We start from the raw sequence: 21,757 nt of genomic DNA, 5'->3' as shown, positions 1-21,757 counted from the left end.
AACCTTTGGAGCTCAGACATCCAATTCAAAACCATCCTCTTTTAGGCGCGCTATTTTGTAGCGTAAAGTCCGTGCGCTAATACCTAAACGCGCTGCGGTGTTCTTCCGGCTGCCTCGTTCGGTCACCAGCGTTTCGCGAATGATTTGAAACTCTCGCTGCTTCAAATCCTGCCCCAACACTGCACCATCATCGGCATCTAATCTGGCCATCGACGGCGGGGCTACGGCTTCCCGACCCATAGAGTAGTGTTCAACCTGTGAGACCCCATCGGTGACCTCATGGCTTTGCGAGGTCACTCTGGCTGCATCAAAACCCGGAGTACTGAGCAAGCTCGGCTTCTCGCTGTAACCGGTGTGCTCTTGCAGCCCCAAGTCTTCAGCACTAATGATTCGACCAGACTGCAAAATCAACGCACGTTGCATAATATTGTCAAGCTCGCGGACATTGCCCGGCCAAGCGTATGAGAGTAGTTGCGCGTGAGCACTGGCATCGAGTTTTACACCGACTCTTTTTTGTTTTTTCGCATGCTTAAACAGCAACTTTTCCGCAAGCGGAATAATGTCTTCGCGGCGATCTCGAAGCGGTGCCCACTGCAAAGGAAGAATGCTTAATCGGAAATATAAATCTTCACGAAACCGACCGTCCATTACCGCTTCGCGCATATCCCGATTTGACGTCGCTATAACACGCACATCCAAAGCAATGGTTTTTCGGCCACCTAAGCGCTCAACCTCTCGCTCCTGCAAAACCCGCAGCAGTTTTGCCTGTAAACCAATATCCATTTCGGATATTTCATCCAGCAACAAAGTACCGCCGTTTGCTTGCTCAAACTTCCCCGGTGTACTTGTAACGGCTCCGGTATAAGCACCTTTCTCATACCCAAAGAGGGTTGCTTCCAGCATATTCTCCGGAATCGCCGCACAGTTTATAGCCACAAAAGGCTTATCCTTACGAGGCGACTGGTCGTGAACATAACGCGCCAACACCTCTTTACCCGTGCCCGATTCACCAACTATTAATACGGTGGATTCTGACTGAGCCACTCGCTGCGCTAGTTGCAGTAGCTTTTGACTGGATGGCGCTTGTGCAACGGGAGCCTCACTAGCCCCCATTCCCGCCAGGCCCGCATGCCGAGCAACCACCTCTAGGAGCGCGTCAGGCTCAAAAGGTTTGACCAAATAATCCACCGCACCTTCTTTAATTGCCACCACTGAGTCTGCAATGCTGGCATAGGCCGTCACCAGTACCATGGGAATGTGCGGGTAGTCCCCTTTAACCTGACGCAACAAATCGTAGCCCGATAAACGGCCCATGTTTACGTCCGATACAATCAAAGAAAAGGCCGAGTCATCTTTTAAATACAACAAAGCGTCTTCGGCGCTAGCCGCCTCACAAACCTCGTAATCGGCCAGCATTAGAGTGTCGACGAGCGCTTCACGTAAATCCGGGTCATCCTCTACAACCAACACTCGTGCCGACGGAGTGTCGACTGACATTTTTTTTGCAAGATTTAACATGAGAACACCTTTATGTGGTTCTGCGTGAAAACTTAATAGTCGGACTTAGACTCAATACAGGGCACAAGCAGAATGGCTCGAGCCCCCTGCCCCAATTCAGACTGTAAACTGAAACGACCACCGTGCGCTTTTGCCACGGCGTTGACCACGGCCAGACCAAGACCGGTTCCTTGTGATTTGGTCGTAACAAACAGTTCACCCAAACGAGGCAATAACTCTTCAGGTATTCCCGGCCCCTTATCGGCCACCTCAATTGCCAGCCAGGTTTCTCCCGCTGAATTTAACTGTGAGGCGTGAGCGGACATTGTCACGCTAATTTGAGCCTTCTGCCCTACCGCTTGAATGGCATTATTAACGAGGTTTACCAAAGAGCTAACCAAGGCATCGCGGTTACAGGCAAGCTTTAAAGGACGATCCGTTACCTGCCACACAATCGTGCTGTTACTGGAGCCCAGCGGCACTTCAATGGCTTCGGCTAATTCACGGTGAATTTCGTCTACTTCGCACACATCCTCTATGGGAATTCCACCTTTTACGAACAGCAGCATGTCTTGTACTTGTCGCTCCATGTGCTGTAGTCGTTTCGACACTTTCACTGCAAATGTGCGGCGTTTTTGTTCTTCAAGATTTTCTTTTTGCAAATGTCCAGAATAAAGCAATGCGGCGGAAAGAGGGGTGCGTATCTGGTGTGCTAAAGCGGACACCATCTGTCCAAGGGCTGACAACCGCTCATGTTTCGCAAGCTCTGACTGCAAACGGCGAGTTTCGGTTTGATCTGTCAGCAGAATGATTTGACCATCGCTTCCCATATTACGGGTAGCTAAGCTGATGCGACGCCCGTCACGTAAAGAAATTTCATGGCCATCATCGCCGCGAGGCGCAAAACTACGGCTGATTACATCGCGCCAAACCTCTCCCTCTAAAGGTTCCCCCAAAAGGTCCTTCGCCGCTGGATTACACTCTCGGATGCGGCCACTGTTATCCAGAACAACTACCCCACCTGGGAGCACGTTCAGCAAACTTTCTAAACGATGAGCAAGGCGCTCTTTTTCAGCCAGCTCTTGCAATCGCTGCTGGGTGACCTGGGTTAGCTCCTCATTTAGATCCGCAACCTGCTTTTCTAACTGGCGGTACGAATGAGTTAGCTGATCCGACACTTCAGTAAAAAGAGCGAAGGCATCAGATAATGCCTGGGCTTTGTCTGATCCCGCCACGACCGGAGCTTGAAGTACATTGGTGTCCATAAAGCTTACGCTGGCCTGCTTCGCCATATTCAAACCTTTTTTGCTGACGAGTCTTTGTCGTCAGATTACATTAAGCAACTCTGTAAAAGGCTTTTAGCAAGAGGAATGCCATAAAATATTTACTAATTATTTCAGTGGCTTACGGAAGAAACAAAAAAGAAGAAGCCAATTAATTGGCGCAAAGAGGGAAAAGACTAAAAGAGAAACCAGGGCCGGGCGACCCTGCTTAATTCATCGTTGCAAATCGTACTTGCGCATTTTTTCGACAAGCGTAGTACGACGAATAGACAACTTTTCGGCGGCCCGTGCAACCACACCGCCACAATCATTCAAGGCCTGCTGTATTAAATCCTTCTCTAAACGCGTGAGGTATTCGCGCAAATCTATGCCCTGTTCAGGCAACAACGGCGTATCGTTCATGCTGACGACGGTGGTTCCTTTCGTGGCCTCAGAGGACTCAGCCTTAATGCTGAAAGGTTCATCCTCCACTTCGACATGCCGATACTTGCTGGGCAGGTCTTGAACACCCACAACACCGTAAGGGTGCATAATCGCCATTCGCTCGACTAAATTGGCCAGTTCTCTGATATTACCGGACCAAGCGTGGCGACACAGAGATAAAATGGCCGCCGAATTAAAACGAATTGAGCCTCGTTGTTCGCTTTCCATACGCGAGACCAATTCATTAATCAATAAGGGGATATCCTCGGCTCTTTCTTTAAGAGAGGGCAACTCAATCGGGAACACATTGAGCCGGTAATACAAGTCTTCACGAAACTCACCATTTTCAATCATGGTTTCTAGATTACGATGAGTTGCGGCAATAATTCGTACGTCAGTCGCCACCGTTTTATTACTTCCCACTCGCTCGTAGCATCGCTCCTGCAAAACACGCAAGATTTTAACCTGCATGCTTAAGGGCATATCACCAATTTCATCTAGAAATAATGTACCACCCTCAGCCAATTCAAAGCGCCCAGCCCGAGCGGATATCGCCCCGGTAAAAGCGCCTTTCTCGTGGCCGAAGAGCTCACTTTCCAGCAGCTCTCCAGGTATGGCGCCACAGTTGACCGGCACAAACGGCTTGTCTCGCCTCGGTGAGTGATAGTGTAAATTGCGAGCAACGACTTCTTTGCCTGTACCTGACTCTCCGGTAATCAGTACTGAGACGTCTTTATCCGCAACTTGCGCCATCATCTCTCTTACTTGGCTAACTTGGCGGCTGGTACCTACCAAAGAACGAAAGAGGTGCACCGGACGGCGCTGAGCATGCTTTTTGTTGACTTGCTGGGCTTGTTTGTACAGGTGTGCCCGGTGTAGTAAATCCACTAAAGGGTTATAGCGTACAGGCAAATTTAAATGGCCTATAACCCTCTCTCGAAGCTCAGTGATCTCAGGGTTAATGGCTGGTTTTATTTCCCCAAAACTTGCCACGGCCACTTCATCATTCCATAAACTGATGGCTTCAACGTAGGCCTCAAATTCAGGTAGTTTATTTTGTCCAATTAATATCAGAGTGTAATCGCTATCGAGTGGATTACTTTGGAGAAGAGACTCAAGCTTCTTGGCGCAACAAAACTGAACCCCATCACCGAGAAACGTAAAAACCGTCGTTAATGCTGAAACGCGCTGTACATCCTCTTCGAGAACGAGCACCTTGTTGTTGTGGGACATAACTTTTCCAAATGACTATGGCAATACCCGAAGAAACGGAACTGATATCGAGACTGCAATAGGAATAGCCTGACTCACGATGATTGTCAAACTATTGACACAATAGAGCGGTAAAAATAATAAAAACAGCAGCTTAGGCGGATTATCTCAAGCATTATCGACAGGCGCAATAGCGTCCCAGCCCGTCTTCAATACCCATAATAATTGACGAACTTCACGCACTTGGTCGGGGTTTTGATTCTTATTAGCATTAAGCAGCGATAACGTACAATATTCATACAGGCTATCAAGCTGGCGCGCCAACTCAGCAACCTCAAGGTTCAGGCTATCGCGCAAGCCCTCAACAATTGCTATAGCACGCCCTAGGTGCTCTCCTCTCGCGGCAATATCCTTACGATCAAAAGCGGCTGAGGCAAGGTCCAGCTGCTGTAACAGCCCCTCAAAGAGCATTTGTATCAGTCGATGCGGGGAGGCGTTAGATACTTCACCCTGTAAACCTAACTGCCGATATTGCGATACGGCTTTTTGGGAATCGTAACTGTGCATGCTCAAACTCCGAAGCGCTCACGTTAATTTACGTTTACTTTTGCTGCCTTTGCACAGGCGTCAATTAACGTTGCGTAAGTGCTTTTGATGTCCAACAGGGTTTCTCGGATTAATATCTTATTGTGTCGGTTTTCATGACAAACTTTGTCTATCAAGATCATACACGTGTGATCAAGCTGCCTAAGTCTCGTATAGTTCTCACACGCAAGCGCCAGAGTCATATCTTCTTTAAGCTGCTGTAACGCATTAACACCGGCCTGGCCTTGTAAACTCTCAGGACGTGCAACTACCAAACTCATAAGGTCGGGCTCGCGTCGGCAATTTGATCCCAGGCACTTTTTATTTCCGCCAAAAGCCGGCCACATTCATCTAACAATTCAGGTTTATCTTGGCGATTTGCTTGAATCATTGTCCGGATCACGTAATCATAAATTTGATCAAGGTTTGCAGCCAGCTCACCACCATCCGTATCATTTAAGCTACCCTGCAACCCCTGGATAATTTTAATCGCCTTGCCAATTAACTCTCCCTTTAGGGCAATATCACTACGTAACATAGCCCCTTTGGCTTGTGCTATTCGCTCCAACGCCCCCTCAAACAACATTTGAATTAAACGGTGTGGTGATGCGTCTACAATGCTCGACTGTACATTTACTTGCTGGTATTGCCTTGCTGCTGCGCTATAGGGACTCATATATAAACTCTCTTTTCGCGTTTATTCATAGTCGATTGTGATCTCTATAGCTAACGACCTTGCATGTAAAAACTTTAGTCAATTCTTAAAAAATAACGATTAGAAACTGAGGCTTTTGCTTTTATGTGATGAGGCAAAACGTCTCAATGCCAGCCAAAGACAGATTTGAGAAATAATGACATTTGGCCCGCCATAAGCGAGCCTTTAGAGAAGCAAAATAATTGAGTTAAGTGTTCGGGGCTACGCATTACCCAGCGATAGCCGCGTTATTTGGGAGCTGTAAATGGCAGTCGATCGTTAATATCTTCTAAAAACGAGCCAGTGTTAGTGAGGTTATTGACAATCAACTCCATGGCCAAGAACTGACTTTCAAGACGGGCGCGATACGCATCTGTGCGTCGCTCCAATGAGGTGCGATCATCTTCAATCGTTTTTAAGTCTTGCTCAATATTATCTTCACGGGTTGCTATCAGCCCATTGCTGGCTAAGAAGCTGTTAATCAAACTGCTCATACTGCCAGAAAATCCGCGCGAGAAATTAATGTTCGCCGTCGTCGCGCCTTCTTTCACTTTTAACGCCAAACCTTCAGCAGCATTGCCAAGCTTAGGCAACAGCACCTGTCCCGAGCCAAACGCTGTTTCGCCATTCACTGTGCCTGCCACGTTGGTACCGGTAGTACCAGCTCCTACGCTTAGCCCTAACTCTGCGGTATCGGTTCCAATACTTTTAATCTCAACCCGGCTGCTGCTGCCATAGGCTTCTGATGTAAAGTTTAACGCGTTGCCATCAAACGCCACCGCAACGTTTGTGCGGGTGCCTGCCAACTCCTGACCGGCGTTAATCAATGACTCAATTTCAGCGGCCAGTTCGGCACCGCTGGCGTACACTTTGCCATCGGGCAGGCTGACTTGCGTGGTCTTATCGTCAATTTCAATTTCAAAACTGTAGTCTTTGCCTGTCGTATCCAACGGAAACGCCGCTACCGCCCCGCCGGCTAAACTGCCTCGACTGGGCTGCTGGGTAATAACCACCTCGTAATTACCGGGCTGGCTGCTTTGCGTGAAGTTGGTAACCTCTATGGCACTGGCATCGGAGCTGGTTTGCGGTACAAATAAATCGCGCACTAAATCGTAGTTTTGCGACATAACCGCGTTGAAGTTGGTGTTTACACGATCAGGGTCTTCGTTAATGGATAAAGTGCCGTCTTTTACGTTGGTTTGAATCCCCAGCTGCGCCAGGTTTGCAAACCCATTATCAATACCCGGAACAGAAGCGCTGATGATATTACGCACCCGGTCAATGATATTGTCGGCCATCGAGTCGTTATACAAGCTGCCAAACTCACCGGTGTCGTCATTCACGCCCACCAGTTGCTCAACAGCCCCCAAGAAGGTGTTATACGCCTCAACAAAGTCACGAATAGCGGTTTCGGCCAAATCGCGATCATTACCGATGGTAATGGTGATGGTCTCGGTGCTCGAAGCGCTGAACAAGTCCACCGAAAGGCCATTAATTACATCATCTACGCTGTTGGTCTCCCTGGTTACCTGGAGCCCATTTACACGCAAAATGGCATCTTTACCTTCTTGCTGCTGGGTCATACTTTGGTTGATGGTATTAAAGTCGAACTGCGCTAACCCGGGGGCGCCAGCGTCTTCGGTTGCGGTCAACTCAATCTCGTTACTCGCACCGGTTGGCCCGGTCAGCAATAAGCGAAAACTGGTACCATCGCTGACAATACTGGCCTGTACACCTACGTCGGCGTCGTTAATGGCATCGCGCAAGCCTTCCAGTGTATTGTTGGAATCATCAATGGTAATGGTCGCACCGGTTTTCTCGGTATCAACCGCAAAGTCATCCAGGGCTGTATTCCAGTCGCCGAAGCGCAGTGTCAGTTCACCTTTACCGATTTCAGCATCGGCACTGGCAAAGCCCGCACTGGCAATAGACTGAGACTGAGCAACTTGTTCGATTTGAACCTGGTAGCTGCCCGCCACCGCGCTTGAGGTAAGCTCGGTGAGCGCCAATTGAGTGGTGTCAGGCACGGACACCGACTTGGCATCAAAGGTATCCGCGCTGCCCAGCTGAGCCACCGATGCTTCTAACTCTGCCAGGGCGCTGCGCAGTAAACCATAGTCAGATATCTGCGTTTCCAGCTTGGTTTCACGGGTATTAAGGCGATTTTCTTCAGGGGCACGGTTAATGCTCACCAAGTCATTAATCAAACTGGAGGTATCAATGCCCGAGCCACCGCCCAAACTACTGATGATATTGTTTGCCATGCCCTACTCCGAAAAAACGAGAAGAAAAATGCCCGTATACACTGTTATCGACCCAACCACAGATAACTTTAGCCCATAAAAAAAGGTGCCCTGGGGCACCTTTAAAGCGTTGGTTTGACTCTATGCCTGAGCAGTCAGTAAGGGTACCGGCTCACCTGCATTCAATTCACGGGCCAGCTTTAAGAAAATCTCATCCGGAATTTGGCGAATCAGCTCTTGGGTAGAGCTATCAACCACTCTCACGATGGTGTCACCTGAGTCACTGTCGTAGCTGAACTGCAGGTCGCGCTGGGTAGACTGTATGAACTCGTTCATATGGGCTACCGCTTGCTTAACACTCTCTTGAAAGTCGCCTTCAGATACTTTCTGCTGTTCCTCCGCCTTGGGCTTTTGACCTTCGGGCGGCAAACTTTTACCGCTTTGATTGGCGGCGCTTGCCTGTGCTGATGAAGCCGCCCCAGAATTAACGGGCATTAACCGCTCCGCTCCTGTTGCGCTTACTTCATTCATAGCTTAATCCTCAATCTATAAAACCCGCCGGTGATCCGGCGGGCCGATTCAGTCTTACTGCAGCAGCGACAGTACTTGCTGCGGACGGGAGTTAGCCTGGGCCAGCATGGCGGTAGCCGCCTGCTGTAGTACCTGGGCTTTACTCAGGTTGGCAGTCTCCTGGGCGAAGTCTGCGTCCATAATCCGCGATTTGGCCGCTGAAGTCTTCTCTGACACGTTGGTCAAGTTAGACACGGTGAAATCCAAACGGTTGTTGACAGCACCGAGGTCGGCGCGGGTTTCACTCACCTGGCCGATGGCATCATCCAAAATACCGATGGCCTTTTGAGCGCCTGCGGCAGTGGAAATGTCAATGCTGGCAACAGAGCCAGCGCCTGAAGCGGAATTACGCTCCTGCAGGCCTGTGTCGGTGGCAATAGAAGCAGCCGCATTATCACCATACTTAATGCTCAAGTCACCACTGGTGCTACCCAATGCGATCGCCGCAGTACCTTGTTCACCTTGGAATGCAACCACGCCAGTCAGGTTGCTGACCTTATTGATAGCTTCGATAAGGTTGTCTGCTTGTTCATCAGCATCAGCGCCGGCATCCACTTTACCGATTGCCACACCGTTAATGATCAAGTCACCTTCTTTTAAGTCATTTTGGGTGGTGGTGGCGGCACCCTGCAGGTTACCTTCATTGTCCACAGCATCCAGACCCAATGCGGCTAGGTTGGTCATCATGGTCGCAGTGGCAGCGGCATCATCACCACCCTCAACTTTAACGCCGGCGCCGTCACTACTGGTGTCATTGAAGCTCAAGCGGAAGTTTCCGTCTGTTTCAGTGCCGTCAAAACCAGCGGCATCCAGTGCTGCAGTACCACTACCGGTTACCGTGATTGACACCACGTTTTCTTGGGAAAGTACCAAGCGGCCTTTATCGTTCAGGCTCGCACTTACAGTGGTGTCATCGTTAATTTTCTGTACCAGCTCTTCCATGTTATTGGTGCCAGTCAACACAAAGGACTGTGCATTGCCGTCGCCGTCAGTCACAGCGATGGTCAGGGTGTCAGTACCGGCTGTCAGCTGACCGTCACCAGTACTCAGGCCCTCGGTTGAAACCAGAGCGCTTGCTTCCACGTTCTTACCTTCAAGGTCAGAATTGATGGTTGCCAGCTTCTCATTAAGAGTTGTACCCGCTGCAGCGTCTGCAAGGCTGCTAAGAGCTACGTCGTTTACATACAAAGTGGTATCAGCATCAGCGCCAGTAAAAGCGCTCAGTGCAGCCAAGCCAGTTGCAGCCTCACCAACCACATCGCCAGAGCTGCCACCCAAAGAGTTGGCACTAAAAGATCCAACAGAAATACTGATGGTTTGATTTTGCTCAGAACCCACCTGAAGCGCGGTATCCTTCAAGCTACCATCCAACAAAGCCTGACCGTTAAAGGTAGTTTCTTTTGCAATACGACCCAACTCTTGCTTTAGCTGCTGGGCTTCAGAGTCCAGACGGGCGCGGTCATCGTTAGAGTAGATGCCGTTAGCAGACTGTACCGACAGTTCACGCATACGTTGCAGGATGTTGGTTACCTCTTGCAGGGCACCCTCTGCGGTTTGAATCATAGATACGCCGTCGTTAGCGTTACGAACCGCCTGGTCCAAACCGCGTACCTGTGAGGTCATGCGGTTAGCAATGGCCAAGCCGGCGGCATCGTCTTTAGCAGAGTTAATGCGGTTACCGGACGACAGACGCTCGGTTGCTTGGTCAAGGGCGTTGCCTGATTGCAACAGCTGGCGCTGAGTATTCAGGGAGGCAACGTTGGTATTAATTACTAGAGCCATGAGTAATCTCCTAAGTTATTTCCTGTTCACAGTCTTGCCAGCTGTGATCAGCCGATTATTGAAGCCGCTGAATGGGTTTTGGCTTCTGAGTAGGTTATCGGTCTGTTCCTGGGAAGCTTTAGGATTTTTTACTGACTTTTTTGAAAAATTATAACTTATTGTTTTTATTGTTGTTTTTAAGCTTTCAAAGGGGAAGATCAATTACGTATTTGATTTTTTATAAGCCTTTACAGCTTTACGGCCCTTAACCGTTTGCTGGTGGTTATGCTGCAAATTCTGCTTTTGAGCTTCGGCCAAAGCCACCAGCGCCTGGTTTTGTTCGGCCAGACGTGACACACGTTCGCTCAGCTCCAGACTTTCATTCTCAGGCAACGACTCCAAGGGTTCGCGGGCCAGCAGTGCCAAATGTTGATCGCGGGTTTCCAGAGTACGATAAAACTCATCCCAGCTGGCCGATGCGGCGAGTTCGGATAGCAAAGCGTTTGTCTTTTCTGCCCTCTGGATGACGGTTTTCCAGTTGACCTTTTGATCACTCAACATTAGGAACCCATTACGACATATAACTGAATAACGACAGATTAGCGACTTTAACAAAACTCTTTTGCGCCGCTGACAGCACTAGCTCTTGCATTTCTAAACGCGTTGATGCCTCTGCATAATCCAGAGCTTGTAAGTCTGTCAGCACTGAGTCTGTGTAGAGCTTACTGTCAAGATTTTGCTCACGCGTGCTCTCGAGTGTGTTTAGCCTTGCCCCCACCTCGCCTTGTACAACCGATATATTCGTGACGGCATTTTCCAAGTTAGCCAGGGTTTGGGCTACCACTTCATCCAGGTAGGCCTTGCTTTCAGGCGTTTCATTGACCGCATTCATCGCCTGACTCAAGCGAGTAAGCGTAGTTGCCAAACTTTGTTTGTTGGTAGTGGTCAAGCTAAAGCTGTCACCTGGAACAGTACTTCCGTCCCCTGGGTGGGGTTGGCCTGTAATCGTAAAGCTGGCACCGGCAACCTCTATTGGCTGACCGCTAACAAATGGTTCATTTTCATGCCCGGGCATAACCATTCCGGTCGAGCGATTAGTGATAGTGTATTGCGCTCCACCAGACCCATCGGGACTGAAAGTAACGATTAAGTCATCAGGATACAACTCATCAAACGTGTCTTGATCGGTCACTTGCCCAACATTGATCCGCGCCGGAGGATCAGACCGGTTGTTGGGGTTAGCTTCTGTATAAAAGGTGAAATTATCACTCGGGATATCCACAAACACCCGCTTCCCCGAGTCGCTGACATCGACCGCCACACTCCCCGAGGCATTGATCTGCCGTTGGCCTTCATCTCCGTGGTAGATAAATTGCCCATCTGCGCCCCGGCTAAATGGCTGGGTCGAGCCCTGATAGCCGGCAAAAATATACTGCCCTGCGGCATTGCGGGTGTTTTGCAGGTTCAACAGTTCGTCAATGCGACTGTTGGTTTCTGCCACCAGCGCTTTGTAGTCGTTAGGCGTTAACACGGCGGTGTTACCGGCACTCACAGCCAGCTCTTGCATACGCTGCACCAGCAGCAGCACGCTATCAAGCGCTGTTTCTTCAAGGTTTAAGCTGTTTTCGGCCACATCAATATTTTTAATGTATTGATCCAGCCGCGAGACCTCCTCGTTAAGCTGCAGAATTTGCGTGGCCGCTACCGGGTCATCGGCGGGCGTTAATACACGCTTGCCCGAAGCCATCTGCTCCTGAGTCTTAGTCAACGCCGTCTGGGCGTTACTCATGCCGATATTAGCGATGTTGTATATTTGCGATGTTGCCACACGCATAGTGCGCCACCTTTACCTAAGTCGGTTAAACAGCATTTAACAGCGTATCAAACAGTTCACGGGCAACGGAGATCACCCGGGCATTCGCCCCGTAGGCTTGTTCAAACTTAATCAAATTTGCCGCCTCTTCATCCAGGTTAACCCCAGAGACGCTATCGCGTAACGCCTGTGTTTGCTCCAGCAGGCTTTTGCTGGCCTCGGTGTTGGTGTTCGACAAATTACTTTTTGTGCCTATATCCTCAACCAGGCGTCCGTAGGCCTGCGCAAAACTTAATGAGTCATCACCCATGGTTCCCAGCGTTTCAAGGGCGGCGAACTTAAGACCATTGCGGTTATCGTTACTGGCATCGCTGTTAAAGTCGATAGTGAATGTATCGCCCGATTCCGGCTGACCTTTAATGCTTACCTGAAACCCCAGATAATTCGATTGGGCAAAATCGGCAGCCGTGCTATCGCCCAGCAAGCGGCTGTTGCCTGGAATGGTGTCTAGCTCAACCCCTTCTGCCATGGTGATATCGATACGACCACCAACGGTAATGGCATTAGCGCCCCCACCTGTCAGAGTTTCTAAGGCACCACCGACACCATCAGAGACCGATACAGTATTGGCAGCACTTTCGAAGCGTATGTCTACGTCTGCACCACTGGCTACACTTATAAAGAGTTGAGGTTCACCCGAAGCGTCAGCCGTAACCTTCGCATACGCCCCTTGCGCTATCAGCGTTGGGTTCGCATTGATCTGCTCAGCCATATATTCGTAAAAACCCGCAGGATCGCTATCTGGGTTTGGTACACCAGTGGCCAGCATACCCGCCTCCTGCTCGATCAAGTTTTGACCATTAAGAGTAATTTGCAAAGGGTCCGTAAAAGGAGTGCTCAGATTTCCGATGGTCGCAGTAGTATGAGCGTTAGCCTCCACGCCAGCCACAGAGCTCAACATTGCCGCCGTTTGCTGGGCTGATGCATTAGGGGTAGTTAACACAACCTGCTCTTGCTGCACGCCAGTGGTTGGATCTGTGTAGCTGAAGGTATAACGCTCCGCCGGATAGTTATTCGCCTGTGCCGGATCAGCGGGCGCGAGCGTAGCCGGCTGGCGGCTTCCGAGGCCTGTAGCAGTACCATTCCCCACCACCAAGGTCGAACCAGGGTCAGTCCCAAAAACCGGATTGTCGACATTCGGGGTAAACTCCAGATTGCTCATTGGCGGGTTGAGCGGCACCGGGTTGTTGGGGTCCGAGTTGTCCAACACATCAAAGGTTGTTGGCGAGGTAAACTTGATCACCAACGGAGGGTTTAACGCCCCGGCATTGCTGAACATTGGCAGGGTTTCGCCGTTGGCATTCGTCACCTGCAATAAGTCACCCGCACTTATCACACCACTGCCGGTATTACCGGAGGAAGTACCGGTGCGAATCGGTGAGGCAAGCGCCAGATCTTCAGGGCGGGATAACAGTGTTTCTATATCTCGCGCGCCGTTTCGAGTAGGTTGAATGGTAAAGGTGTCGCCACCTTGAAAGCTACCCGCCTCTAAGTTTACCGTCACGCCGTCAAAACTGATTTCAAAAGGAAAATTACCCGGCAACAAACCTTGAGCCACAACTTCGTTATCACTTTTACGAGTTACCACATAATTGCTTGAACCTGCGGGCATTTTTAACTCGTAATCACTGGTGCTTAACTGGCTCACATCGTCAATGGTTACGGAGATTTGCCGATCAGACGGCGGGGGGTTATCCCCATGAACAACACGGTTTTGCATCAGCGCTGGATCATTAATATCCACAAAAAGATTCGCACCGTATTCACCGTCTAAATCCAGACCCTGGGCTTGCAAGCGATTGAATTCATCCGCCAGAGCAATCGCCACACGCCCCAAATCGTTCATAGACGGCTCTAGCACGTCGTTGCGAAAATTTAATAAACCACCGAGCTTGCCGCCGCTGATTTGATTAGTCACATTGGCACTTTGCGACCCGTTACGCAGCTGAATTTGCCCAGTACGATCTACCGAAAAGCTGCCCACATTCGTCCCGACAACCAGAGATTGGCCACTGCCAATATAAACGTTTATCTGCCCACCACCGGCATCTACCGACTGTACAGAAACCAATTCAGACAATTGACGCAAGGCTTCATCGCGCTTATCCAGCAGGTCATTAGGGCCGTTCGCTGAACCACCCGCTTGGCTAATTTTTTGATTAAGGTCAGCAATCGATTGTGCGAGAGTGGTAATTTGATCCGTTACCGTATTCAACTCACTATTCACATCTTGTTGCAGTGATTGCAGGCGGCCAAATAATTGGTTGAAGCGCAGCGATAAGCTCTCTGCCTGATCCACAAACAACTGCCTTGCGGGTGTAGACGAGGGTTCGTCCGCCGCATTCTGTACCGCGGAAAAGAAATTTTGCAGCGCATTGGAAAGCCCTGTGCTGCCATCTGCGAACAGACTGTCAATTTTGCCGATATTCAGGTTATAGGCTGCCAGTTGATTATAGGCTGAGGTGTCCATACGCAGCTGGCTATTAATAAATTGATCCACCACTCGTTCAATGGAGGTGGTATTGACACCGCTACCGATATAGCCGGCGTTACCGACAGACTGCTCTGGACGGGTAGAGTTGGTCACTTCCTGACGACTAAACCCGGCAGTATTGGCATTGGATATATTATGTCCGGCTGTGCGCAGTGCGTTTTGACTCGCCTGCAAACCAGAAATGGCGTTCGACAATAAGCCGCCCATAATTAACCCTCGTTAGTGGCGCTGGCCACGTCTAAACGCTGCATAATGGATTGTATTTTTTTGGCGTAATCAGGGTCTGTGGCATAGCCCGCGCGCTGTAACTGCTCGGCGAATTGAGCACCATCCTCTCCTACCGCCAAGGCGTCTTGATAACGCGGTTTACGCATTAAATCGACATAATCTGAAAAGCTTTCAAACAACGAGTTGTAGCGGCGAAACGCGGCATTTTCGGTGTAGGCGTTATTGCCTTCGTACTCTGTGGTGTCATGCGTGACAACATCTCCACTCCAACCGCGACTGGCTTTGATATTAAATAAGTTAAACGAGCTGTTGCCCTGCTCGTCTTGCAAAACGTGCTTGCCCCAACCTGTTTCCAGTGCCGCCTGAGCCATAAGCGCTTTCGCATCCACACCCAGAACCTCCGCCGCCCAGTTTGCATAAGGCTTAATGCTTTCAACAAAACTCTGGGCCGAACCTTCGGGCGGGTTTGCGGCAATCGGCTGAGCCAGCACGTTATCAGTGCGTTTTATATTGCCCGCCGCTGCTTCTGATACGGAGCGATCTTGTTCGCCATAGCTTTGCTGCAACTGTTTATAAAGCGCATCGGCGAGCCCCATACCTCGGCCTTTTGTCAGTTCGAGAGACAGCTGCTGATCCAGCATCTGCTGATAAAACTGACTTTCTGACGAATTAAGAAAATTGTCTTCTGAAAAAGCTTCACTGGCAGCGCGCATGCTTTTAAACATCTGCTGCACAAACATCGCCTCAAATTGCTGCGCCACGGCCTTGAGAGCCTGAGGGTTATCATCACGCCCCATTTTGCGCACAGCATCCAGGCCCGAGCTGTTAAAAAAAGTATCTTGCGCGTTTTGTTCAATAAGACCGCTGCTGATGCTTTTCATTAAATCACCATCAAGTCCGCTTTTAACGCACCGGATTGTTTTAGCGCTTCGAGTATTGCCATTAAATCAGCAGGCGATGCGCCGACGTTATTTACGCTTTTTACAATGTCTTCTAAGGTCGCGCCCGGCGCAAACTTAAACATAGGATTCACTTCTTCTTCGATGTCTACGGCCGAGTTAGGCGTAACCACCGTATCCGCGCCGCGGGTGAACGGCCCAGGCTGGCTGACCTCGTAATCTTCCGAAATGGATACGGTTAATCGCCCATGAGTAATGGCAACCGGAGAAACCCGAACATGTTGCCCCACGACGATGGTACCGGTGCGTGAGTTGATCACTACGCGGGCAGGTTCTTCACCGGGTGTGACCTCGATGTTTTCTAATAAGGCGAGAAAGTCCACGCGCTGCGCAGGGTCCACCGGGGCATTGACTCGTACCGACACCGCATCCATGGGTTTAGCGACTTCGGGGCCAAGCATGTCGTTAACGGCGCGAGCAAGACGATTAGCGGTGGTAAAATCTGGCTGATGTAAATTAAATACAATGGGCTGGCCCGCAGCAAAGTTATTTGGCACAACGCGCTCCACCAGCGCACCGCCAGGAATGCGCCCAACACTCGGAACATTTACGGTAATACTGGAGCCATCCGCACCTTCAGCACCAAAACCACCCACGACTAAACTGCCCTGGGCAATCGCGTAAGTATTGCCATCAACGCCCTTTAACTCCGACATCAACAAGCTGCCGCCGCGTAGGCTTTTCGCGTTACTGATAGAAGATACCGTCACGTCCAGCTTTTGGCCAGGCTTAGAAAACGGCGGCAAATCCGCTTGAATCATTACGGCTGCCACGTTTTTCATTTGCATTCGGGTACCCTCGGGAATGGTAATACCGAACTGCTTCAACATATTGTTAAACGACTGAGTCGTGAAAGGACTCTGTGTGGTTTGATCGCCCGTGCCGTCCAAACCGACCACCAAGCCATAGCCAATCAGCTGGTTGCTTCGCACCCCGGCAACGGAGGCAATGTCTTTAATGCGCTCAGCAGTGGCACTTAACGGCAGTAAACACACACAGAAAATCGCAATTAATGTTTTCATTGTATTTCCTAGAAAGGCCAGTAACCGCTGTTAAAGAACTTAGACAACCAACCCATATTTTGTGAGTTAGCCAGCTCACCGGTGCCACTGTAAGAAATTTGAGCATTGGCGAGGCGCGTTGAAGAAACGGTGTTTTGTGGCGAAATATCTTCAGGGCGCAGTATGCCGCTGATGCGAATAAACTCATCGCCGCGATTAAGAGTCATCCATTTTTCGCCACGCACTATGAGGTTGCCGTTGGGCAGAACATCCGCCACTGTCACAGCGATACTGCCGGTTAAACTATTGCTTTGATCGGCACCGGCATCACCGGCAAAATCGCGGTCCTGATTAATATTGGTATCGAAAGGTGAGCCATTCAGCGTGGGAGTCATACCGAAGATGGTACCAGCGGGCAGGCTGGTAGAACTCTCTTTACTGACGTTTACGCCAGAGCTTTTGCTGGATACCGTACGTTCACTCAACATAATGGTAATGATGTCGCCCACATTGCGTGCTTTGGTATCGGTGAACAAACTCATACCCTGAGTGGGCTGGTACAGAGAGCCGTTGGTGCTCGTAGGCTCTTTCGCCTGAGACGAAACCGTGGGCGCGTAGTACGGATCACCCGGTGTAGGCCGTGGGCCAGTGGCACAGGCCGAGATAAGCAGCGCTGCAACGATCATACTGAACCGGGTTATTGTTCGCTCAAACATGGCTAAGCCTCAAACTTTAAAGCGTTTGCGTGATGTATTGCAGCATTTGATCTGCGGTAGACACCACCTTTGAGTTCAATTCATAAGCGCGCTGGGTGGTAATCATATCCACCATTTCCTGCACAATCTCAACGTTGGAGTTTTCCAGCATGCCCTGCTGAATACTGCCCATGCCATTTTCGGCCGGCGCACCGATCAACGGGTTACCGCTGGCAACACTTTCTAAAAACAAGTTGCCACCAATCGCCTGCAAACCCGCTGGGTTAACAAAATCGGCCAACAGGATATCGCCCAACTGCTGGGGCTCAACTTCACCCTCAATAAAAGCACTGACGACGCCGTCATTACTGATGGTGATTTTGCTGGTGTTTTCCGGCACATTAATCGCAGGATCTAACAGCAAGCCATCGGCATTCACCAACTGACCTTCGCCGTTTATTTGCAGCTGTCCATTGCGGGTGTACGCAATGGTGCCGTCGGGTCTTAGCACTTGTAAAAAGCCACGACCGTTAATCGCCACATCGAGCGCTTGATCCGTAACTTGCAAACTGCCCTCGGTAAATTGCTTTTGAGTACCCACTACTCTTACCCCGGTACCAAGCTGTAAACCTGAGGGTAACTGGTTATCCTGATTCGCCTGCGCACCCGGCTGACGCTGAGTTTGATACAGCAGATCTTCAAAGGTGACTCGGTCGCGCTTAAACCCCACAGTGCCCACATTCGCCAGGTTATTGGAGATGGTGGTCAACTGTTTGTCTTGCGCCGTTAAGCCTGTTTTACTGACATAAAGTGCTGCGTGCATGGTGTAAACCTCGTTCTGTACCGAGTTATTCGTTTGGCGCTTAGGACACTTGCAGCAAGCGCGCTGAACTTTCAGATTGTTCTTGGACTGTCTTCATCAGCTTTACCTGAAGCTCGTACTGACGGGACAAACTTAAAATTTCGGTAAACGCTTCCACCGCGTTTACATTGCTGCCTTCAACAGCGCCGCTGATGACCTGCACATCCGCGTCCGCAACCAACACCGGGATGTCGGTATGGCGAAATAAACCGTCAGCGGATTTTTCCATTTGCGCTGGGTCCGGGTTCACCAGTTTTAAACGATCAACTTCAACCAGGGTTTCAGGCCCTTCGCCCTGCGCCACAATGGAAATCGTGCCGTCATCTCCGATAGCGACTTTTTCGATAGGCGGCAGCGCAATCGGGCCGTTATTTCCCATCACCAGCAAACCATTTCCGGTACGCAGTAAGCCATTGGCATCCAGCTGTAAATCACCCGCGCGGGTATAGGCCTCACCACCGTCGGGACTTTGCACGGCTAAAAAGCCATCGCCATTGATAGCAACATCCAAATCTCGACCGGTTTGCTGTATCGGTCCATGGTCAAAATCCGTTGCGGGGGATTCACTCAATGCGTAGGCACGGGTGGGGTGGCCATCGCCGTAATACACTGACATCGAGCGCGCCTGAGCAAAGTCGGCACGAAAGCCTGTGGTGTTTACATTGGCCATATTGTTGGCGTGATTAGCCTGGGCTTTCATGTTGTGCTTGGCCCCGGTCATGGCAATGTAGAGCGCTTTGTCCATGGTTGACTCCGCTGGTTTTTTGTCGCTTTTGCTGTAAAAGGTTGTTCTAACCCCACTACAGCAAACCCTATGCCAGCGGCAAAAGATGCGTGAACAATTATTTTTAATTCAGGTAATTCAAAGACTTACAGAGAAAAAACTGAGAAGAAGATTTGCCCCGCATGGCGCAATGGCCCACCGAGAGAAAGGGAAATAAACGCAAAAGTAGAAGCAGCGGCAAAGGGCTTCCGCCCTATTGCCGCTTTATAAACATTACCGCAGGTTAATAATTGTCTGGGTCGTTTGGTTGGCTGTTTCGATGGTTTTTGCACTCGCCTGGAAGTTGCGCTGAGCAATGATCAGGTTCACCAGCTGCGAGGACAAATCGACATTGGATTCTTCCAGCGCACCGGAGTTAATGCTTCCCAGTGAGGCCGAACCCGGTGTACCGATAATGGCCTCACCGGTATCGGCACTTTGCGCCCACATGGTATCGCCTACTGGCTTAAGCGCTTCAACATTGTTGAAGTTCGCCAGCGCGACCTGGCCCAGCACCTGCGCTTCGCCGTTAGTGAATCGCGCAAAGATAACACCCGAATCACTCACATCCAAGCCAGACAACCGGCCGGTGGTATAGCCGTTCTGATCCAACTGCTCTACCGCAAACTCGGCACCGAACTGAGTTGAACCTGTAAGATCAATGACAAAGTTAGAGCTTGCAGGGGGCTCGGCGACAGGAATGGTTCCCCCCTGCAATACATTCAGCGGGCCAAAAGCACCGACTTCATTACCCTCTTCGTCCACCGGCGTCCAGTTTGAAATCAACATACTGTCGGTCAAGGATTCGTTCAGCGAACCGTCCTGATTGAAATGGACGTTAAACGAGGCCCGTGTTGGCAAGGTATTTTCTGGCGGCGGCAGGGTTGGATCAGGGTCGCCAACCTCCTGGCCATCAACCTGCACGTACATCACCCAGTGATTAGGGGATGTACTGGCATCGGCTGGATCATAAGGTTGTTTTACAAAGTACTGCGTCATCACATGGGGGTTACCCATGCTGTCAAAGATTGTATTGGAGGTGGCGTGGTTGTAGGTGGCCTGATCATTCGGATCAAACTGGTTCACCGGCACCTCGGTAAATGAGCTGGGGGCAAACGGTGAAAACAGGTTGCCAATAGCCGGAGTGCTACCGGTAATTTCGTATCCGCCATCCATCAACACGGATATCTGGCCGCCCACCACGATGGTTTGCTCATCGAAATCAGGGGCAACGGGGGCAGATAGTGTTTGAGATGAACCAGCCCCATCACTCCCCTCTACCGTTATGCTTTCGGCGGCAGGAGCCACAAAGTCGTAATTAAAACTGAATTTCAGGTCGGTTCCTACCGACGAGGTTAAAACCAGATTTCCTGCGGTATTTACCTCAGCAGTTACGCCTGGCAAAGTGGACGTTGAAAGCTCATTAATCTCGTTAGCAAGTTCAGCCAACGTTTGAGAGCTTAGCTCAACCCCGTTAAGTTGTAGGTTGCCATTAGCATTATTAAAGCCCGTTTGTTGCACTACCGCCTGAGTCGTAGCCGTTGCAGTCACACCTGGCAACGCATTTAGCTCTGATGCAATTTGTGCAGCCGAGGCCCCCTCCTCTGATGTAAATGTAACGGTAGCCCCATCTGGACCTGTAATTTCTAACTGCTGTGACAGATACCCGTTATCGGCGGCCGGCTGCCCCGGCACACCGCCTGTCGAAGAATCACCAGAGCTGAAACTGCCACTGCTACTGGCAACGGTGACCGTACTTGCAACCCCTTCCGATATATCTTGAATCTCTATGTTTGTACCGTTGAGTACCGCCTGAACATTGACCGAGCCACTTGAAAAAATAGCATTATTAATGGCGTCGACTAACTCTTGATCGTTATCTACTGTTTGCCCATCAAGATTTACTGTTACGGTTCCATTCGTGGACGAAGGTACAGAATCTGCGAGCGTTATATCAAAAGTATCCGTAGCACCAAAAGTCACTGGATAAGTAAAACTTGTCGTATCAGCCACCGGGAACGACGTGGTTTTATCATCTCTCAAACCGAGCTGAGACACACCAATCGCGGGGCCATCGGTATCAAACGATAAACCTATTGACTCCAGCACCTGCTGATTGGCATTTAAGTTAAATGAAGCCTCAACGCCTGTGGTTTGACGTGGCGCCTGAGTGCTTACATCAACCTGAAGGTCGCTCAGAATGCCACTGATATTACCATCAGCGTCAGCGGCATAACCTTGTAAGTTATACCCGGTATTGGTTACCACATAACCATTTTGGTCGAGACCAAACGCACCCGCACGGGTATAAAGCTGGTCACCTGCGTTATCAACCACAAAAAAGCCGCCGCCATTTACCGCCAAATCCAGCTGATTGTTGGTAAAATTCAGATTACCCTGACTGAACTGTTGACGAATATTCTGAACAGTAACCCCTGCACCCGGAGTATTGGACGAACTGCCGAGCAGCGAACTCGCATAAACATCGCCAAATTCAACTCGGGAAGTTTTAAACCCCGTGGTACTAGCGTTCGCAATATTATTGCCCGTGACCTCTAAGTCTGTATTGGCGGCACGAATGCCGCTTAGCGCTGTATTAAATGACATGGTTTTG

18 protein-coding genes are annotated in these 21,757 nt (G+C 50.2%); all 18 read right to left on the bottom strand.

The features are described 5' to 3' along the window. Positions 1 to 12: 12 nt before the first annotated feature. A complete protein-coding gene (locus tag D568_RS0109995; RefSeq protein WP_020209463.1) occupies positions 13 to 1,518 on the bottom strand; it encodes a sigma-54-dependent transcriptional regulator in 1,506 nt (501 codons plus the stop codon). 32 nt (positions 1,519 to 1,550) lie between these two features. After that, the gene (locus tag D568_RS0109990; protein ID WP_020209462.1) at positions 1,551 to 2,789 is read right to left on the bottom strand and encodes a sensor histidine kinase; all 1,239 of its coding nucleotides are present in this window, start codon (positions 2,787 to 2,789) and stop codon (positions 1,551 to 1,553) included. Positions 2,790 to 2,993: 204 nt separating this feature from the next. Continuing rightward, entirely contained in the window at positions 2,994 to 4,436 is a 1,443-nt protein-coding gene (locus D568_RS0109985) for a sigma-54 dependent transcriptional regulator (RefSeq protein ID WP_020209461.1), read from the bottom strand. Between the two features lie 147 nt (positions 4,437 to 4,583). Next, positions 4,584 to 4,982 (bottom strand): flagellar export chaperone FliS, encoded by a 399-nt coding sequence (gene fliS / locus D568_RS0109980; protein ID WP_020209460.1) that lies wholly within the window; start codon positions 4,980 to 4,982, stop codon positions 4,584 to 4,586. A gap of 23 nt (positions 4,983 to 5,005) precedes the next feature. Next, a complete protein-coding gene (locus D568_RS0109975; RefSeq protein WP_020209459.1) occupies positions 5,006 to 5,281 on the bottom strand; it encodes a hypothetical protein in 276 nt (91 codons plus the stop codon). Next, positions 5,278 to 5,676: a flagellar export chaperone FliS gene (gene fliS / locus D568_RS0109970; protein ID WP_020209458.1), complete on the bottom strand. Its 399-nt coding sequence runs from the start codon at positions 5,674 to 5,676 to the stop codon at positions 5,278 to 5,280. The genes D568_RS0109975 and fliS (D568_RS0109970) overlap by 4 nt, the downstream gene beginning before the upstream one ends. A gap of 266 nt (positions 5,677 to 5,942) precedes the next feature. Further along, the gene (gene fliD, locus D568_RS0109965) at positions 5,943 to 7,958 is read right to left on the bottom strand and encodes a flagellar filament capping protein FliD (RefSeq protein ID WP_020209457.1); all 2,016 of its coding nucleotides are present in this window, start codon (positions 7,956 to 7,958) and stop codon (positions 5,943 to 5,945) included. Between the two features lie 120 nt (positions 7,959 to 8,078). After that, a complete protein-coding gene (locus D568_RS0109960) occupies positions 8,079 to 8,468 on the bottom strand; it encodes a flagellar protein FlaG (protein ID WP_020209456.1) in 390 nt (129 codons plus the stop codon). 54 nt (positions 8,469 to 8,522) lie between these two features. Next, on the bottom strand, positions 8,523 to 10,289 hold the full coding sequence (locus tag D568_RS0109955; protein WP_020209455.1) for a flagellin N-terminal helical domain-containing protein: 1,767 nt from the start codon (positions 10,287 to 10,289) through the stop codon (positions 8,523 to 8,525). A 201-nt stretch (positions 10,290 to 10,490) separates the two neighbouring features. Further along, positions 10,491 to 10,829, bottom strand: a complete 339-nt coding sequence (locus D568_RS0109950; RefSeq protein ID WP_020209454.1) for a flagellar protein FliT — start codon at positions 10,827 to 10,829, stop codon at positions 10,491 to 10,493. A 10-nt stretch (positions 10,830 to 10,839) separates the two neighbouring features. Beyond that, positions 10,840 to 12,102, bottom strand: a complete 1,263-nt coding sequence (gene flgL / locus D568_RS0109945; protein ID WP_020209453.1) for a flagellar hook-associated protein FlgL — start codon at positions 12,100 to 12,102, stop codon at positions 10,840 to 10,842. A 25-nt stretch (positions 12,103 to 12,127) separates the two neighbouring features. Continuing rightward, on the bottom strand, positions 12,128 to 14,842 hold the full coding sequence (flgK, locus tag D568_RS0109940) for a flagellar hook-associated protein FlgK (RefSeq protein ID WP_020209452.1): 2,715 nt from the start codon (positions 14,840 to 14,842) through the stop codon (positions 12,128 to 12,130). A gap of 2 nt (positions 14,843 to 14,844) precedes the next feature. After that, the gene (locus tag D568_RS0109935) at positions 14,845 to 15,744 is read right to left on the bottom strand and encodes a glucosaminidase domain-containing protein (protein ID WP_020209451.1); all 900 of its coding nucleotides are present in this window, start codon (positions 15,742 to 15,744) and stop codon (positions 14,845 to 14,847) included. Beyond that, positions 15,744 to 16,844, bottom strand: coding sequence for a flagellar basal body P-ring protein FlgI (locus D568_RS0109930; RefSeq protein WP_020209450.1), 1,101 nt, complete (start codon positions 16,842 to 16,844; stop codon positions 15,744 to 15,746). Before D568_RS0109930 ends, D568_RS0109935 begins: the two co-directional genes overlap by 1 nt. Positions 16,845 to 16,852: 8 nt before the next feature. Next, complete coding sequence (gene flgH, locus D568_RS0109925) at positions 16,853 to 17,539, bottom strand: flagellar basal body L-ring protein FlgH (protein WP_020209449.1); 687 nt, start codon at positions 17,537 to 17,539, stop codon at positions 16,853 to 16,855. A gap of 16 nt (positions 17,540 to 17,555) precedes the next feature. Beyond that, a complete protein-coding gene (flgG, locus tag D568_RS0109920) occupies positions 17,556 to 18,341 on the bottom strand; it encodes a flagellar basal-body rod protein FlgG (protein ID WP_020209448.1) in 786 nt (261 codons plus the stop codon). Positions 18,342 to 18,381: 40 nt separating this feature from the next. Then, on the bottom strand, positions 18,382 to 19,125 hold the full coding sequence (gene flgF, locus D568_RS0109915; protein WP_020209447.1) for a flagellar basal-body rod protein FlgF: 744 nt from the start codon (positions 19,123 to 19,125) through the stop codon (positions 18,382 to 18,384). A gap of 252 nt (positions 19,126 to 19,377) precedes the next feature. After that, entirely contained in the window at positions 19,378 to 21,750 is a 2,373-nt protein-coding gene (locus D568_RS0109910; RefSeq protein WP_020209446.1) for a flagellar hook-basal body complex protein, read from the bottom strand. Between the last annotated feature and the right edge of the window lie 7 nt (positions 21,751 to 21,757).

This window comes from Gilvimarinus chinensis DSM 19667 (genome assembly GCF_000377745.1).
GTDB classification, from domain to species: Bacteria; Pseudomonadota; Gammaproteobacteria; order Pseudomonadales; family Cellvibrionaceae; genus Gilvimarinus; species Gilvimarinus chinensis.
Note: the sequence above shows the minus strand (reverse complement) of the source record. Positions and strands in the feature narration are given on the sequence as shown.

Coding starts and splice junctions, on each gene's coding strand:
- D568_RS0109955 (WP_020209455.1), bottom strand. CDS start 10,289: ATGGCTCTAGTAATTAATACCAACGTTGCCTCCCTGAATACTCAGCGC.
- D568_RS0109995 (WP_020209463.1), bottom strand. CDS start 1,518: ATGTTAAATCTTGCAAAAAAAATGTCAGTCGACACTCCGTCGGCACGA.
- fliS (WP_020209460.1), bottom strand. CDS start 4,982: ATGCACAGTTACGATTCCCAAAAAGCCGTATCGCAATATCGGCAGTTA.
- D568_RS0109990 (WP_020209462.1), bottom strand. CDS start 2,789: ATGGCGAAGCAGGCCAGCGTAAGCTTTATGGACACCAATGTACTTCAA.
- D568_RS0109935 (WP_020209451.1), bottom strand. CDS start 15,744: ATGAAAAGCATCAGCAGCGGTCTTATTGAACAAAACGCGCAAGATACT.
- D568_RS0109985 (WP_020209461.1), bottom strand. CDS start 4,436: ATGTCCCACAACAACAAGGTGCTCGTTCTCGAAGAGGATGTACAGCGC.
- flgH (WP_020209449.1), bottom strand. CDS start 17,539: ATGTTTGAGCGAACAATAACCCGGTTCAGTATGATCGTTGCAGCGCTG.
- D568_RS0109930 (WP_020209450.1), bottom strand. CDS start 16,844: ATGAAAACATTAATTGCGATTTTCTGTGTGTGTTTACTGCCGTTAAGT.
- D568_RS0109975 (WP_020209459.1), bottom strand. CDS start 5,281: ATGAGTTTGGTAGTTGCACGTCCTGAGAGTTTACAAGGCCAGGCCGGT.
- fliS (WP_020209458.1), bottom strand. CDS start 5,676: ATGAGTCCCTATAGCGCAGCAGCAAGGCAATACCAGCAAGTAAATGTA.
- flgL (WP_020209453.1), bottom strand. CDS start 12,102: ATGCGTGTGGCAACATCGCAAATATACAACATCGCTAATATCGGCATG.
- D568_RS0109960 (WP_020209456.1), bottom strand. CDS start 8,468: ATGAATGAAGTAAGCGCAACAGGAGCGGAGCGGTTAATGCCCGTTAAT.
- D568_RS0109950 (WP_020209454.1), bottom strand. CDS start 10,829: ATGTTGAGTGATCAAAAGGTCAACTGGAAAACCGTCATCCAGAGGGCA.
- flgG (WP_020209448.1), bottom strand. CDS start 18,341: ATGCACGCAGCACTTTATGTCAGTAAAACAGGCTTAACGGCGCAAGAC.
- fliD (WP_020209457.1), bottom strand. CDS start 7,958: ATGGCAAACAATATCATCAGTAGTTTGGGCGGTGGCTCGGGCATTGAT.
- D568_RS0109910 (WP_020209446.1), bottom strand. CDS start 21,750: ATGTCATTTAATACAGCGCTAAGCGGCATTCGTGCCGCCAATACAGAC.
- flgK (WP_020209452.1), bottom strand. CDS start 14,842: ATGGGCGGCTTATTGTCGAACGCCATTTCTGGTTTGCAGGCGAGTCAA.
- flgF (WP_020209447.1), bottom strand. CDS start 19,125: ATGGACAAAGCGCTCTACATTGCCATGACCGGGGCCAAGCACAACATG.